At 61.4% G+C, this 15,592-nt stretch carries 13 protein-coding genes; 7 read left to right on the plus strand and 6 right to left on the minus strand.

The genetic code is table 11. The features are described 5' to 3' along the window. Window positions 1–36: 36 nt before the first annotated feature. From QLG12_RS21845 to QLG12_RS21875, 7 genes are all read left to right on the plus strand, one after another. Window positions 37–462, plus strand: a complete 426-nt coding sequence (locus tag QLG12_RS21845; protein WP_007954164.1) for a F0F1 ATP synthase subunit epsilon — start codon at window positions 37–39, stop codon at window positions 460–462. Between the two features lie 118 nt (window positions 463–580). Beyond that, window positions 581–1,948 (plus strand): bifunctional UDP-N-acetylglucosamine diphosphorylase/glucosamine-1-phosphate N-acetyltransferase GlmU, encoded by a 1,368-nt coding sequence (gene glmU, locus QLG12_RS21850; protein WP_197868960.1) that lies wholly within the window; start codon window positions 581–583, stop codon window positions 1,946–1,948. Between the two features lie 129 nt (window positions 1,949–2,077). Next, entirely contained in the window at window positions 2,078–2,854 is a 777-nt protein-coding gene (locus tag QLG12_RS21855; RefSeq protein ID WP_282475211.1) for a DeoR family transcriptional regulator, read from the plus strand. A 2-nt stretch (window positions 2,855–2,856) separates the two neighbouring features. Further along, window positions 2,857–4,689, plus strand: coding sequence for a glutamine--fructose-6-phosphate transaminase (isomerizing) (gene glmS, locus QLG12_RS21860; protein WP_282475212.1), 1,833 nt, complete (start codon window positions 2,857–2,859; stop codon window positions 4,687–4,689). A 71-nt stretch (window positions 4,690–4,760) separates the two neighbouring features. Further along, complete coding sequence (locus tag QLG12_RS21865) at window positions 4,761–5,687, plus strand: LysR family transcriptional regulator (RefSeq protein ID WP_197868958.1); 927 nt, start codon at window positions 4,761–4,763, stop codon at window positions 5,685–5,687. A gap of 104 nt (window positions 5,688–5,791) precedes the next feature. Then, window positions 5,792–6,418, plus strand: coding sequence for a glutathione S-transferase (locus QLG12_RS21870; protein ID WP_282475213.1), 627 nt, complete (start codon window positions 5,792–5,794; stop codon window positions 6,416–6,418). A gap of 38 nt (window positions 6,419–6,456) precedes the next feature. Further along, a complete protein-coding gene (locus QLG12_RS21875; protein ID WP_197868957.1) occupies window positions 6,457–8,487 on the plus strand; it encodes a pyridoxamine 5'-phosphate oxidase family protein in 2,031 nt (676 codons plus the stop codon). Between the two features lie 4 nt (window positions 8,488–8,491). On the opposite strand, the gene QLG12_RS21880 is transcribed toward QLG12_RS21875, so the two are convergent. From QLG12_RS21880 to QLG12_RS21905, 6 genes are read right to left on the minus strand one after another with little or no spacing between them, the layout of a single operon-like run. Next, window positions 8,492–9,622 carry a glycosyltransferase family 4 protein gene (locus tag QLG12_RS21880; RefSeq protein ID WP_236192459.1) on the minus strand — a complete coding sequence of 377 codons (1,131 nt, stop codon included), beginning with the start codon at window positions 9,620–9,622 and terminating at the stop codon, window positions 8,492–8,494. Beyond that, window positions 9,623–10,753, minus strand: coding sequence for a glycosyltransferase family 1 protein (locus tag QLG12_RS21885; protein ID WP_236192457.1), 1,131 nt, complete (start codon window positions 10,751–10,753; stop codon window positions 9,623–9,625). Continuing rightward, complete coding sequence (locus tag QLG12_RS21890; protein ID WP_282475214.1) at window positions 10,737–12,104, minus strand: glycosyltransferase family 1 protein; 1,368 nt, start codon at window positions 12,102–12,104, stop codon at window positions 10,737–10,739. The genes QLG12_RS21885 and QLG12_RS21890 overlap by 17 nt, the downstream gene beginning before the upstream one ends. Then, window positions 12,101–13,351 (minus strand): ABC transporter ATP-binding protein, encoded by a 1,251-nt coding sequence (locus QLG12_RS21895; protein WP_282475215.1) that lies wholly within the window; start codon window positions 13,349–13,351, stop codon window positions 12,101–12,103. Before QLG12_RS21895 ends, QLG12_RS21890 begins: the two co-directional genes overlap by 4 nt. Next, window positions 13,351–14,148, minus strand: coding sequence for an ABC transporter permease (locus QLG12_RS21900; RefSeq protein ID WP_074689844.1), 798 nt, complete (start codon window positions 14,146–14,148; stop codon window positions 13,351–13,353). The genes QLG12_RS21895 and QLG12_RS21900 overlap by 1 nt, the downstream gene beginning before the upstream one ends. Next, window positions 14,149–15,591, minus strand: coding sequence for a mannose-1-phosphate guanylyltransferase/mannose-6-phosphate isomerase (locus tag QLG12_RS21905; RefSeq protein WP_197868952.1), 1,443 nt, complete (start codon window positions 15,589–15,591; stop codon window positions 14,149–14,151). Window position 15,592 lies beyond the last annotated feature (1 nt).

A 15,592-nucleotide genomic window follows, 5' to 3' on the forward strand; every position in this document is an offset into this window, starting at 1 on the left:
CCGGCAACGGGCGCTAATTTAGGTTGAGGCAATCAGATGGCTATGACAGTCCATTGCGATATCGTCAGCGCGGAAGGAGAAATCTTTTCCGGTCTGGTCGAGATGGTGATTGCGCACGGTGCTCTGGGTGATCTTGGTATCGCTCTGGGCCACGCGCCGCTGATCACTAATCTGAAGCCAGGTCCGATCCGCCTGATCAAGCAAGGCGGGGAAGCCGAGGTGTTCTACATCTCCGGTGGTTTCCTCGAGGTTCAGCCGAACATGGTCAAGGTGCTTGCCGATACCGTGCAACGTGCCGCCGACCTGGATGAAGCTCAGGCTCAAGCAGCTCTCAAGGCTGCCGAAGCTGCTCTGCACGAGAAGAGCGCAGATTTCGACTACGGAGCTGCGTCCGCACGTCTGGCCGAGGCTGCAGCTCAGCTGCGCACCGTCCAGCAGATCCGCAAGAAGTTTGGCGGTTGATCCGTCAGCCACTTTTTGTGCGATTGTTAAAAAAGGGTAGCCTCGGCTACCCTTTTTTCTTTTCAGAATTCTACAAACCCGGTCGCAGTTGCTGACCACCCAGGATTGGTAGCCAGTCATGTCTCTTGAAATCGTTATCCTCGCGGCCGGCCAAGGCACCCGCATGCGCTCCGCGCTGCCAAAAGTGCTGCACCCGATTGCCGGCAATTCCATGCTCGGTCATGTTATCCACAGTGCCCGTCAACTTGATCCACAGCGCATTCATGTGGTCATCGGCCACGGCGCTGATGTGGTGCGTGAACGTCTGGCCGCGGACGATCTGAATTTCGTGTTGCAGGACAAGCAACTGGGCACAGGCCACGCCACCGCCCAGGCTGTTCCGTTCATCACAGCCGATACCGTACTGATTCTCTACGGCGATGTGCCGCTGATCGAAGTCGAGACCCTGCAGCGTCTGCTCAAGCACGTCGTACCCGGGCAGATGGGCTTGCTCACCGTCGAGCTGGACGACCCGACCGGTTATGGCCGCATCGTGCGCGATGCCGATGGCAAGGTCGCCGCGATCGTCGAACACAAGGACGCCAGCGAAGCGCAGCGGGCGATTACTGAAGGCAATACCGGCATCCTGGCGGTGCCGGCCAATCGCCTGGCGGACTGGATGAGTCGCCTGTCGAACAACAACGCGCAGGGCGAGTATTACCTGACCGACGTGATCGAGATGGCGGTCAGCGATGGCCTGACGGTCGCCACCGAACAACCTCACGACCCGATGGAAGTGCAGGGCGCCAACGATCGCAAACAGTTGTCCGAGCTGGAGCGTCATTACCAGTTGCGCGCCGGTCGTCGACTGATGGCTCAGGGTGTCACCCTGCGCGACCCGGCCCGTTTCGATGTACGGGGCGAAGTGACCGTCGGTCGCGACGTGCTGATCGACATCAACGTGATTCTCGAAGGCAAGGTCGTCATCGAGGACGACGTGGTCATCGGCCCGAACTGCGTGATCAAGGACAGCACCCTGCGCAAAGGCGTGGTGGTCAAGGCCAACAGCCACATCGAAGGTGCGGTGCTGGGCGAAGGCAGCGATGCCGGCCCGTTTGCCCGTCTGCGTCCGGGTACCGTACTGGAGGCCCGCGCCCATGTGGGTAACTTCGTCGAACTGAAAAACGCCCGGATGGGCGAGGGCGCCAAGGCCGGACACCTGACTTATCTGGGCGATGCCGAGATTGGTGCCCGCACGAACATCGGCGCCGGCACCATCACCTGCAACTACGACGGCGCCAACAAGTGGAAAACCGTGCTGGGTGAGGACGTGTTCATCGGTTCCAACAACTCGCTGGTGGCGCCTGTGGATATCTCCGCCGGTGCAACCACCGCTGCCGGTTCGACCATCACCCAAAATGTGGATAACGCGCAATTGGCTGTTGGCCGCGCACGGCAGAAGAACATCGATGGCTGGAAGCGGCCGGAGAAGATCAAGAAGAGCTGAGTTATCCACAACGCTGGAATCAAAAAAGACCGCCGCCAGCGGTCTTTTTTTATGGGCGTCGGCTTGACGATTTGCAGCTGATAGGTTTTGATTGCTTCCGTTATCTTTCGAATCGAAACTTACTCAGCCATGTCGAAACGCAACACACCTCAGCGCCGTCACAGCATTCTGGCTTTGCTCAATGAGCAGGGCGAAGTGAGTGTGGATGAACTGGCCAAGCGCTTCGAAACTTCGGAAGTTACGATTCGCAAGGATCTCGCAGCCCTGGAAAGTCATGGCTTGCTGCTGCGTCGCTATGGTGGCGCGATCACCATGCCCCAGGAACTGGTGGCGGACGTCAGTCAGAACGTTTCCAAATACAAACAGGCGATCGCCCGCGCTGCCGTCACACGCATCCGCGAGCACGCCCGCATCATCATCGACAGCGGCAGCACCACCGCCGCCATGATTCCCGAGCTCGGTCAGCAGCCAGGTCTGGTGGTGATGACCAACTCCCTGCACGTGGCCAACGCCCTGAGCGAACTCGAACACGAGCCTGTGCTGCTGATGACCGGCGGCACCTGGGATCCGCACTCGGAATCCTTCCAGGGCCAGGTCGCCGAGCAGGTACTACGCTCTTACGACTTCGACCAGTTGTTTATCGGTGCCGATGGCATCGACCTGGTGCGTGGTACCACCACCTTCAATGAATTGCTCGGACTGAGCCGGGTGATGGCGGAAGTGGCGCGGGAAGTGATCGTAATGGTCGAGGCCGACAAGATTGGTCGCAAGATTCCCAACCTGGAGCTGCCATGGAGCAGCGTCCATACCCTAATTACCGATGATCGCCTGCCCCTTGATGCGCGCGATCAGATTCAGGCTCGCGGTATCAACTTGATTTGCGCGACCGTCAGTCAGGAGAAATAAGCATGTGTGGAATTGTCGGCGCGGTAGCTGAACGTAACATCACCGCCATTCTGGTCGAAGGCCTCAAACGCCTCGAATACCGGGGCTATGACAGCGCAGGCGTGGCTGTCTTGACCAATGACGGAACCCTCGAGCGCACTCGTCGTGTCGGCAAGGTCAGCGAACTCGACGCGGCGCTGGCCGAACATCCGCTGGTCGGCCGTCTCGGTATTGCCCACACCCGCTGGGCCACCCACGGGGCGCCGAGCGAGCGCAATGCCCACCCGCATTTCTCCGGCGACGTCGCTGTCGTGCACAACGGCATCATCGAAAACCATGAAGCGCTGCGTGAGCAACTCAAGGCGCAGGGTTATGTGTTCTCTTCCGACACCGACACCGAAGTCATCGCCCACCTGCTGACCGAAAAACTCAAGAACCTGCCGGATCTGACCGACGCCGTGAAGGCAACGGTCAAGGATCTGCATGGCGCCTACGGTCTTGCGGTTATCCACGCACAGCAGCCGGATCGACTGGTTGCTGCTCGCAGTGGCAGCCCGCTGGTGATCGGTCTGGGCCTGGGCGAAAACTTCCTCGCTTCCGACCAACTGGCCCTGCGTCAGGTCACCGACCGTTTCATGTATCTGGAAGAGGGCGATATCGCCGAAATCCAGCGTGACAAGGTGCAGATCTGGGACGTGACCGGCAAAGCCGTCGAGCGCCAGACCGTGCAGTACACGGATGGTGCGGAAGCCGCCGACAAAGGCGAGTTCCGTCATTACATGCTCAAGGAAATCCACGAGCAGCCGTCCGTGGTGCAACGCACCCTCGAAGGTCGCCTGAGCCCGAACCAGGTGCTGGTGCAGGCTTTCGGCCCGCAAGCCGCCGAACTGTTCGCCAAAGTGCGCAACGTGCAGGTTGTTGCGTGCGGCACCAGTTATCACGCCGGTATGGTTGCCCGTTACTGGCTCGAAGAGCTGGCCGGAATCCCGTGCCAGGTCGAAGTGGCCAGTGAGTTCCGCTACCGCAAGGTCGTGGTTCAGCCGGACACGCTGTTCGTCACCATTTCTCAGTCCGGCGAAACCGCCGACACCCTGGCGGCCCTGCGCAACGCCAAGGAACTGGGTTTCCTGGGCAGCCTGGCGATCTGCAACGTCGGCATCAGTTCGCTGGTGCGCGAATCCGACCTGACCCTGCTGACCCAGGCCGGTCGTGAAATCGGCGTGGCCTCGACCAAGGCGTTCACCACACAATTGGTTGGTCTGCTGCTGCTGACCCTGTCTCTGGGTCAGGTGCGCGGTACTTTGGGTGAGGGCGTAGAAGCTACGCTGGTCGAAGAACTGCGCCGTCTGCCAACCCGTCTGGGCGAAGCGCTGGCGATGGACAGCACTGTGGAAAAAATCGCAGAGCTGTTCGCCGAGAAAAACCACACGCTGTTCCTGGGCCGTGGTGCGCAATTCCCGGTGGCGATGGAAGGGGCCCTGAAACTCAAGGAAATCTCTTATATCCACGCCGAAGCCTACCCGGCCGGTGAATTGAAGCATGGCCCGCTGGCGCTTGTGGATAACGACATGCCGGTGGTCACTGTCGCACCGAACAACGAGCTTCTTGAGAAGCTCAAGTCCAACCTGCAGGAAGTCCGCGCCCGCGGTGGTGAACTGATCGTGTTCGCCGACGAAAAGGCCGGGATGACCAACGGTGAAGGCACTCACGTGGTACAGATGCCGCACATCCACGACATCCTGTCGCCGATTCTCTACACCATTCCGCTGCAGCTGCTGTCGTACTACGTCGCTGTGCTCAAGGGCACCGACGTGGATCAGCCGCGTAACCTGGCGAAGTCGGTGACGGTGGAATAAGTTATCCACAGTTGATCACCCCATAAAATCGCAGCTTCGGCTGCGATTTTTTTATCCGGATCGAGGGCACCATGGATCGCTTCCAGGAAATGCAGGTTTTCGCCATCGTCGCCCAGGAACAGGGTTTTTCCGCCGCTGCGCGGCGTTTGGGTCTGTCGGCGGCGAGCGTGACCCGGGCGGTGGCGGCGCTGGAGCAGCGAATTGGTACGCAGTTGTTGATCCGGACCACCCGCAGCGTGCATTTGAGCGAAGCCGGTCTGCGTTATCTGGAAGACTGTCGGAGAATTCTCGCCGAGGTGCAGGAAGCGGAGGATTCCGCTGCCGGCAGTCATGCCGAGCCCCGCGGCCAGTTGACGGTAACGGCGCCTGTTTTATTCGGTGAACTGTTTGTCACGCCGGTGATGGCGCGTTATCTGACGCAATACCCGGACGTTTCCATCAACGCCCTGTTGCTCGACCGGGTGGTGAGCATGGTCGAGGAGGGCGTCGACGTCGCGGTGCGAATCGGCGAGTTGCCGGACAGCAATCAGCATGCGATCCGGGTCGGTGAGGTGCGGCGGGTAATTTGCGGCTCGCCGGAATACTTCGCGGTCCATGGTCGGCCTGCCCATCCGCAGGCCTTGGCCGGGGCGCCAGTGGTGGCGACATCGGCCATCGGTCAACAGCGCAGTTGGCCATTCATGGAACACGGTGAACTCATCGGCGTAAAACCGGAACCGCGTCTGGTGGTCACTGCCAATCAGGCCGCGATCACAGCAGCGTCGCTGGGCCTGGGGCTGACTCGGGTGCTGTCTTATCAGGTGGCCAGCAAGGTGGCTTCCGGCGAGCTGGAAATCGTCCTCGCCGAGTTCGAATTGCCTGCTCTGCCGATCCATGTGGTGTATCAGGGCGGGCGCAAGGCGCCGGCGCGGATACGCAGTTTTGTCGACTTCATAGTGCAGGCGCTGCGCGAGCATCCGGCGCTGAAAAACGCTGCGTTATTTCATCCAGAGAAATAATGGATTGCATTTGCTGGTGATTCTTTTGTTTTCGCGATCAGGGGAAGATGGCTCCCACGGCCACCGTCCATCCTGAACGGCGCCATCATCCAGCGGAGTCGACCATGCAAGCGATCAAACTCTACAACTTCCCGCGTTCCGGCCACGCCCATCGCGTCGAACTGATGTTGTCACTGTTGCAACTGCCGACCGAGCTGATCTTCGTCGATCTGGCCAAGGGCGAACATAAACAGGCGGCATATCTGGCCATCAACAGTTTCGGTCAGGTTCCGGCCATTGATGACAATGGTGTGGTGCTCGCGGACTCCAACGCGATTCTTGTCTACCTGGCACAGAAATACGGCAATGGCCGCTGGCTGCCAAGTGATCCGGTCGGCGCCGCGCACGTGCAGCGCTGGTTGTCGGCCGCCGCCGGGCCGATTGCTTTCGGACCCGCTGCCGCACGCTTGATCACAGTGTTCGGGGCGAAATTCAACGCCGAGGAAGTCATCACCCGTGCACACAATTTTCTCAAGGTGATGGATGCGGAACTGGGCAAAACCCCGTACCTGACCGGCACTGAGCCGACCATTGCCGATGTCTCGGCCTACAGCTATATCGCCCACTCGCCGGAAGGCAATGTATCGCTGGACGACTACGCTAACGTTCGCGCCTGGCTCTCGCGTATCGAAGCGCTGCCCGGTTTTGTCGGCATGCCGCGCACCGTTGCCGGCCTGCAAACCACCGTCTGACATTCAATCTGTGCCGACGGCGCAGGGGAGAGACCGTGATGGAACGTTCACCGTGGCACGCTGGCGAGCAACAGTTGCAGGCCCATGTCGGCGTTGCCGAGCGCATGGAGGAATTCGGTCGTAAGGTGATTCGCACCTGGATGCCGGATCAACACCGCCAGTTCTATCAGCAATTGCCATTCATGCTGTACGGCGCGGTGGATACCGAAGGTCGCCCCTGGGCCAGTGTGCTGGAGGGGGAGCCGGGCTTTGCTCACTCTCCCGAGCCGACGCAACTGCAGTTCGCCAGTCTGCCGGCTGCCGATGACCCGGCGCAGTTACACGCCGGCGCCGCGATCGGCCTGCTTGGTATCGAACTGCACACCCGCCGGCGCAATCGGCTCAATGGCCACATCGATCATCTCGACGCGAACGGCTTCGGGTTGACGGTCGATCAGTCGTTCGGCAACTGCCCGCAGTACATTCAGCTGCGTCAGTTTCAGCGGGTACCACTGACGGATCCGCAGAGCCGCAAAGCCGAACACCGTGACAGCCTCGATGATGCCGCCATTGCGCTGATTGAAAGTGCCGACACCTTCTTCGTCGCCAGTTACGTTGATGTCGACGGTGAGCGTTCAGTCGATGTTTCCCACCGCGGTGGTCAGCCCGGTTTTGTGCGGATTGAAGGCAATCGCCTGACGATTCCGGATTTTGCCGGCAACCTGCACTTCAATACCCTCGGCAATCTGTTGCTCAATCCCTTGGCCGGCTTGCTGTTCATCGACTTTTCCACAGGCGACGTGTTGCAGCTCAGCGGTCGCACCGAGGTCATTCTTGAAGCGCCGCAAATCGAAGCGTTTCAGGGCGCCGAGCGGCTGTGGACATTTGAGGTGGAAAAACTGGTCCGGCGTCCTGCGGCACTGGCACTGCGCTGGCGCTTCGACGGGATGTCGCCCACCAGTCTCCTGACCGGCAACTGGGCCCAGGCCGATGCACGGTTGCAGGCCAAGGCATTAGGTGACAGCTGGCGCCCATTGCGCGTGGCAAGAGTCGAAATGGAAAGCCGTCACATCCGCTCGATCTACCTGGAGCCGGACGATGGTGCGGGGCTGCCGGTGTTTCTCGCCGGGCAGCATCTGCCGCTGCGGTTCAACCTCGATGGTGAGATGCACATCCGCACCTACAGCCTGTCGGGTGCGCCGTCGGACGATTTCTTCCGGATCAGCGTCAAACGTGAAGGTCGGGTGTCGACGCATCTGCATGAGCAGATTCGTGTGGGCGATGTGCTGGAGGCGCGCTTGCCCCAGGGGCATTTCACGGTCGCGGCGCTGGAGCGCCGTCCGCTGGTGCTGTTGGCGGCCGGGGTCGGCATCACGCCGTTGCTGTCGATGCTGCGTGAGGTGGTCTATCAGGGCCTGCGGACGCGGCGGATTCGTCCGACCCTGTTTGTTCAGAGTTCCCGCAGCCTCGCCGACCAGCCGTTCCGCGCAGAGGTGGATCGTTTGCTGGAGGATGCCGGTGACGCCGTGAAAGTGTTGCGAGTGCTCAGCCAGCCGGAAGACGATCTGGTCGAAGGAAAAGACTTCGACCTGCGTGGCCGTATCGATGGCGATCTGTTGCGCAATCTGCTCACCGATGAGGACTTCGATCAGGTCGACTTCGTGCTCTGCGGTCCCGGCGGCTTTACCCAAGGCCTCTACGACATCTTGCGCGAACTGGATGTGCGGGACGGGCAGATCCACGCAGAAACCTTTGGTCCTTCGACCCTCAAGCGTCAACCCGATCCGGATGCGATCGTGATGGAACAACCGCCGGCCGCGACCACGTCAGTACCGGTGGTGTTCGACCGTTCGGCCAAGGAGGCGCGCTGGCAGCCCGACGGCGGCAGTCTGCTGGAGCTGGCGGAAAGCCGCGGCCTGCGGCCGGAATTCAGTTGCCGCGGTGGTTCGTGCGGCACCTGCAAGACGCGGCTGATCAGCGGCGCGGTGAATTATCCACAGCCTCCGGCTGAAGTACCGGAGGAAGGGCAGGTGTTGATCTGCTGCGCGGTGCCGGCCCAGAGTGCCCAGCCGCTGGTGCTGGATCTGTAACGGATCAGGCGTAGGACAACGCCTTTTCCTCCAGCAGCTCCTGATACAGCTCGGTCCATTTGCGGCCCATTTCATCGGCTGTGAATAACTGCCGATAGCGGGCCTCGGCCTTGAGGCCCATTTCGGCAGCGAGGGCCGGGTTTTCCCACAGGGTGCGCATCGCTTCGCGAAACGCCTGTGGATGACTCGGTGGCACCACCAGTCCCGTTTCTTTGTGGATATTGATGTAGCTGGTGCCGGTGCCGATCTCGCTGGAAATCATCGGTTTGCCATACATCGCGCCTTCGAGCAGCGAAATGCCGAACGCTTCCGAGCGCAGGTGCGACGGGAAGACGATGGCGTAGCTCAGTTGCAGCAGGGCGACCTTGTCTTCGTCGCTCAAACGACCGAGGAAATGAATGTTACGCAGACCCAGGGCGGCGGCCTGGGCGTGCAGTTCCTGCTCCAGCGGGCCGGCGCCGACGATCACCACCGGGTAATCCACATCCTTCAATGCATCGAGCAGGATGTGCAGGCCTTTGTAATAGCGCATTACCCCGACAAACAGGAAAAACTTATCCCCAAGCTGCTGCCGCCAGCGGTTCATGCGCTCAACGTCAGGCTGTGGATAACCGGCCTTGTTCAAGCCATACGGGATGACGCGGGTCTTGTCCTGAAATTGCTGCAACACATCGCTGGTGTGCAGATAGTTCGGCGAAGCCGCGACAATCCGGTCGGCGCTGGCGAGAAAGCGGTTCATCAGCGGGCGATACAGTTTGAGCAGGTGCTTCTGGCGAATGATGTCCGAGTGGTACGTCACCACCGTCGGTTTGTTCACGCCGCTGGCGAAATGCACCAAATCCATAAACGGCCACGGGAAGTGGTAGTTGATTACGTCGGCTTCGGCGGCCAGTTCACGAAACTGCTTGAACACGCTCCAGGAAAAACCCGTGGAGGCGAACTGGATATCCAGTTTGGCCCGATGCACCTCGTGCTGGCCGAGACGCACCACCGCAGGCTCTGGATTGGCGCTGAGGGTCAGCACCTGGCCTTCGATACCGTGCTGGGCGCCACTCTCGCAGAGTTGAAAGATGACTTGTTCGATACCGCCGACCGAGTCAGGCAGGTACGTCTTGAAGAAATGAAGAACTCGCATTCAACCTCCCATGGCCTGGTGGTAGGCGCCGGCCGTGGCCTGCGCGCAACGCTTCCAGGAAAAAAGCCGTGCCTGCTGCAATCCGGCTTCCCGGCATGCCTGCCAGTGCGCTTGATCATCGATCAGTCGGCTCATCGCATTACGCAAGCCGTCTGCATCGTCAGCTTCAATATAGTTGCCAGCGTCTCCCGCCACTTCCGGCATGGCCGAAGAGCGGGTGAGCACCACCGGCGTGCCGCTGGCCATCGCTTCCAGCACCGGCAGGCCGAAACCTTCATACAGCGAAGGAAAAATCAGCGCCCGGGCGCCGGCCAGCAATTGCGCGACTTGCTCATCGGGCAAATAGCCGAGCAGGCACACGTGCCCGCAAGCCAGGGCCTGATTCAATTCTTCACTGAACTGGTCGCGCTGCCAGCCGGCCATGCCGACGATCAACAGCGGGAAACGCTGGCGCACGGGATCCGGTAACAGCGCGTGGGCGCGCAGGGCCAGGTTCAGGTTCTTGCGTGGCTCCAGAGTGCCGACGCAGAGGAAATACTCCCGATACTCGACCGCATGGGCCTTGAGCACCGCATTGATGTCCTGCGGCTCGCGCGGATGGAAACGCTCGGCGACACCCAGCGGCGCGACCACGAAGCGCTCGGCGGGCAGTCCGAAATACTCCCGGGCCTCGTCAGCGATGGCTTGCGAGTCGGTCAGAATGATCCGCGCCTGGCGTACGCCTTCGGCGAGCCGGCGCTCGATTTCCCGCAGCCGCGCTGGCGGCTGGGTCTCGGGGAAATGCAGGTGCGTGAGATCGTGCAGGGTAATCACGGTCGGGCCATCGAAGGCCAGCGGCCACAGGCTCGGTTCGTGATACAGATCGACCGGTTGCGCCGGGCCCTGATCGAAGCGTTTCTGCTCAAGCCACCGGCGCGCCTGATAGGCCCCGGGGATCTTCCGCAGCAGCGGGGTCAGGCGCGAATAACCGGGCATCGCCGCTTCCGGCAGTTGCGAGCTCCAGCCCCAGCCATGGAACAGCGCCACGTCGATATCGGTTTCGGCGTGCAAGGCATTCACCAGTTCGGCCACGTAATGGCCGATGCCGGTGCGCGGCGCCTGGAGAATGCGGGCGTTAAGGGCTATGCGCATGTTGCCTCGCCGGCACCTGAGGCGCCTCCAGCACATGGCGCGCGGTACGCTCGGCCAGTTGCGCACTGGCTTCACGCCAGCCGATCCATTGCCAGTCGCTGACATCGCGGGCGGCGGGGAATCGACCGCTGCGCTCAAAGCTCTGCACCAGATCGGCGAGGCTTTGCGGTGACTGCAGGTCGAAATACGCCATGAACTCGCCACCGATCTCGCGAAATACCGGGATGTCGCTGCCCATCGCCGGCAGCCCGCGCTGCATGGCTTCCACCAGTGGCAGGCCGAAACCTTCGACGAACGATGGAAACACCAGCGCGCTGGCATGGGCGTAGGCGTGTTCGAGGCTGGTGTCGCTCAAGTCGTTGAACATGAACAGGCGTCGGTTCAGCTCGGGATGATGATGGATCCGGGCCAGCAGTGCGTCGCACTTCCAGCCAATGCGCCCGGCAATGCACAACCGGGCTTTCGAGCCGTTCGCCCAGGCGTGGTCGAAGGCATCCAGCAGATAGTCGTGGTTCTTGCGCGGCTCGATGGTGCTGACCATCAGGAACACAGGCTCCTTTGTTGCGAACAGCTTTTGTAGACGTGGTTCGACGGCGGCTTCGACGCTCTGCAGATCCAGCTCCGACCCGAGGTGAAAGTAGTCGAACCAGCGTTTGCCGACTTGTGCCGAACCCAGGCGACGTTGCAGTTCTGCACGTAGCTGATCGCGCACGGTGGCGGAAATCGCCATGAAGCCGTCGGCATTGCGGGCGATCCAGTCGAACCACTCGCTGTACACCTCGACCAGCCGCGTGTCGTAGAACTGCGGGTGGGACAGGGGAATCAGGTCGTAGATCACCGCAACGATGCCCATGCCTTCCTGTTTGAGGCGCTCGGCATGCAGGAAAAAGTCGGAATGCCAGGACGAATCCAGCAGGACCAGTTGATCGCCCGGCTGGTGTTGCAGCGGCTCACAGCGTTGGGGCATTTGATAGCGATTGACTAGCCCGACCAGCCGCAGCGGTAGCCCGAATGCACCGAACGAGGTCAGGCGATAGCCGACGTACAACACGCGCCTTGCCAGTTTTGTGCGGCAACGGGTGTCCAGCCGTTGATGCAGCTGCCAGAAACGATGAGCCAGCCGTTCCAGACGTTCGCCAAACGTGACGATGGCATTGAACAGCGGCGAATCCAGCGGCGCCAGACGCTTCACTCGGTACAACTGGCCCTTGAGCAGAACCACCGGCACGCATTCGACCCCTTCGGCGCTCGGCGGCAGCTGTTTGATGACGTTGCGCACCACCCGCTGAATCCCCGAATTGACCTTCGGGTGTTTGAACACGTGGGTGCATTCGACCAGCAGACGAGTCATGGCGCACGCTCCGCGAGGCTGTCCGCATGGCGGGTGATCGAGGTGCTGGCACCCAGCCAGGAACAGCCGACGAAATCTTCCTGACGGTTGTTGATCACGTGAAACACCAGGCCGTAGTCACGCCATTCGAAGTTGCGGTCCAGATGCGAGTCCAGTCGCGACAGACTCAGGGCCACGGAGTAATTGCCCTTGCCCAGGCCCATGACGAACGTGAAGCGATAGGTGACGCGTTCACCCGCACGCAGGTCTTCCAGCGCCTGGTTCTGACGGTGGGTGTTGATGCCGTACATGGCCTGACCCAGGCGATCCTTGATCATGAAGCCGAGCACCAGTCGCTCGATGTCCTGGCGAATCTCCACTTCGACTTCCAGGGTCACCGGCTGACCGACTTCGGCGGCGTCGATGGAACGTTCGCGTTCATCGAGCAGGCGTACGCTGAGGATCCCGGCCTCGCCGGTGCCGGACACAGTGCGCACCTGTCCGCCGTCGAGCAGTTCCTGGCGCACGGTCTGGCCTTCGCGTTCGGCGAGCAGGGCGTTGTAGTAATCCATGACCGCTTCGGGCTTGTCGTGCATCACCATGTGACCGCCTTCGAGCAGGATCGCCGAGTCGCAGATCGACTGGATCGCCGAGCGGTCGTGGGACACGATGAGCAGCGTGGTGCCGGCCTTGCGGAAGCTGCGGATGCGGTCGAAGCTCTTGTGCTGAAAGTAGGCATCGCCCACCGACAGCGCTTCGTCGACGATCAGAATGTCCGGGCGGCGCGCGGTGGCGACGCTGAAGGCCAGGCGCATCTGCATGCCGCTGGAGTAAGTGCGCACCGGGTGATCGATGGCCTCGCCGATTTCCGCGAAGCGTTCGATGTCCGGCATCAGTGCTTCGATGTCTTCGACCTGCATGCCCAGCAGTTGCCCGGCCATGATTGCGTTCTGTCGGCCGGTGAAGTCCGGATGAAACCCCATGCCCAGTTCCAGCAGCGCCGCGACCCGGCCCTCGAGCTGGATTTGGCCGCAGGTCGGTTGGGTGGTGCCGGTGATCATTTTCAGCAGGGTGCTTTTTCCGGCGCCGTTGACCCCGACAATGCCCACCGCTTCACCGGGGGCGATCTCGAAATTGATGTCCTGCAACACCCAGTACTGGCGATGGCGCATCGGCGAAAACGGAATCAGCCATTCGGCCAGGCGACTCCAGCGGGTGGGGTACTGCTTGTAGGCCTTGCCCAGGCCTGTGACGCGTATGTGCCCCATCAGAGTTCATCCACCATTTCGCCGACCCGCCGGCGAAACAGGCGCAGGCCGACCGCGCACAACAGCAGGCCGATGACGAAGATCGGCAGCAGCGAACTCCACACCGGCCACTGGCCGTAGAGAAACAGGTTCTGGTAGCTGCCGATCAGGTTGGTCAGCGGATTGAGTTGCAGCAGACGCTGCACCCACTCGGGCAGGATGCTCAGCGGATACACGATCGGCGTCAGCCAGAACCAGAATTGCAGGCAGATGGCGAACAATTGCCCGACATCGCGAAAGAACACGTTGAGCACGCCGAGGATCATCCCCAACCCGGCGCAGAACAGCACTTGCAACGCCAGCAGCGGCACCAGTGCCAACAGGGCCATGCCCGGCCAGCGTCCGCTGATCAACAGAAAACCGAGGAACAGGCCGATGATGATCGCGAAGTTGATTCCGGCATTGAGCAGCACGATCACCGGCAGGCACAGGCGCGGGAAGCTGATTTTCTTCAGCAGGTTGGCGTTTTCCAGAAACATGTTCTGGCTGCGCAGGGTGATTTCCGAGAACAGGCCCCAGGTCAGCAGCCCGGCGCACAGGTAGACGCTGTAGGCCATGCCGTCGTCCACGCCGGGCAGACGGGCGCGCATGATGTGGGAAAAGATCACCGTGTACACGATGATCATCGACAGCGGGTTGAGTACCGTCCACAGCGCGCCGAACAGCGAATTGCGATACCGCGCTTGAAACTCCCGCTTGACGCTACCGAGGATGAAACCCCGATAGTCGTGCAGCGAGCGGTACAGGGAAAGCAGCATTCACACCGTCCTGCCGTATTGGTCTTCGAAGCGGACGATGTCGTCCTCTCCCAGGTATTCGCCACTTTGCACTTCGATGATCACCAGGTCGATCACGCCGGGGTTTTCCAGACGGTGCTTGTGACCGGCGGCGATGAACGTCGATTCGTTCTTCGCCACTAGGGTCGTGCCGCTGCCGTTGTTGGTGACCTTGGCCATGCCTTCGACTACCACCCAGTGTTCATTGCGGTGATGGTGCATCTGCAACGACAACTTGCCGCCGGGCTTGACCACGATACGTTTGATCTTGAAGCGCGGGCCTTCCTCGAGCACCGTGTAGGTGCCCCACGGACGGCTGACCGTGCGGTGCAGGCGATAGGCTTCGTGGGATTTGTCCTTGAGCTGCTTGGCCACCCGCCGCACATCCTGGGCACGGTCGGCGTGGGCTACCAGTACCGCGTCGGCGGTGTCGATGACGATCAGGTCTTGCACACCCACAGCGGCCACCAGCCGGCCTTCGCTTTGAACGAAGTTGTTGCGGCTGTCGATGAAGATCGCCTCACCGCTCGCACGGTTGTTATCAGCGTCGGCCGGCACCAGCGCGGCGACCGCGCTCCACGATCCGATGTCGCTCCAGTCGAAACCGGCGGGAACCACCACGACTTTCTCCGAGCGTTCCATCAAGGCGTAGTCAATGGAGATGTCGGTGATCTCGGCGAACAGCTGCGCGGACAATTCCTGTTGCAGGCAACCGGCGGTTTCCACCGGTTCGCTGGCGGCCATGCAGGCGCGCGTCTGTTCCAGCAACTCGGGGGCGTGCAGCGCCAGTTCGGCAATCACCGTTGCGGTGGAGAAGCAGAACATCCCCGAATTCCACAGGAAGTTGCCGCTTTCCAGGTAATGGGTGGCGGTTTGCAGGTCGGGTTTTTCCACGAAGCGCTGCACCTTGGCCGCGCCCCGATCGTTGAGCGGTGCGCCTGTCTCAATGTAGCCGAAGCCGGTTTCCGGGGCGGTCGGCACCACGCCGAAGGTCACCAGATAGCCGTCCTTCGCCAGATTGACCGCGTGTTCGACCGCGCTTTTGAGCGCCTCCTCGTTGACGATCAAATGGTCGGCGGGCATCACCACCATGATCGCGGCATCACCGTGCAGGGCTTGCAGCGACAGTGCCGCCGCCGCAATGGCCGGTGCGGTGTTGCGCCCTGTGGGCTCGAGCAGGAAGTGCCCGCGATGCCGGGAAAGGCGCGCGGCCTGATAGTGATCCTTGCTCTGGAAGTAATATTCGCGGTTGGTCACCGTGACAATGTCGCCCCAGCCGTCCAGCAGCGCGGCGGCGCGGCGGTAGGTCTTGCCCAGCAGCGACTGGCCGTCGGGCAGGGTCATGAACGGCTTGGGATGGCCCTCCCGGGACACCGGCCACAAACGGGTGCCGGCACCGCCGGACAGAATCACGGGGATCAGCATG

Origin of the sequence: Pseudomonas sp. V88_4, from assembly GCF_029967985.1 — a bacterium.
GTDB lineage: Bacteria > Pseudomonadota > Gammaproteobacteria > Pseudomonadales > Pseudomonadaceae > Aquipseudomonas > Aquipseudomonas glycinae.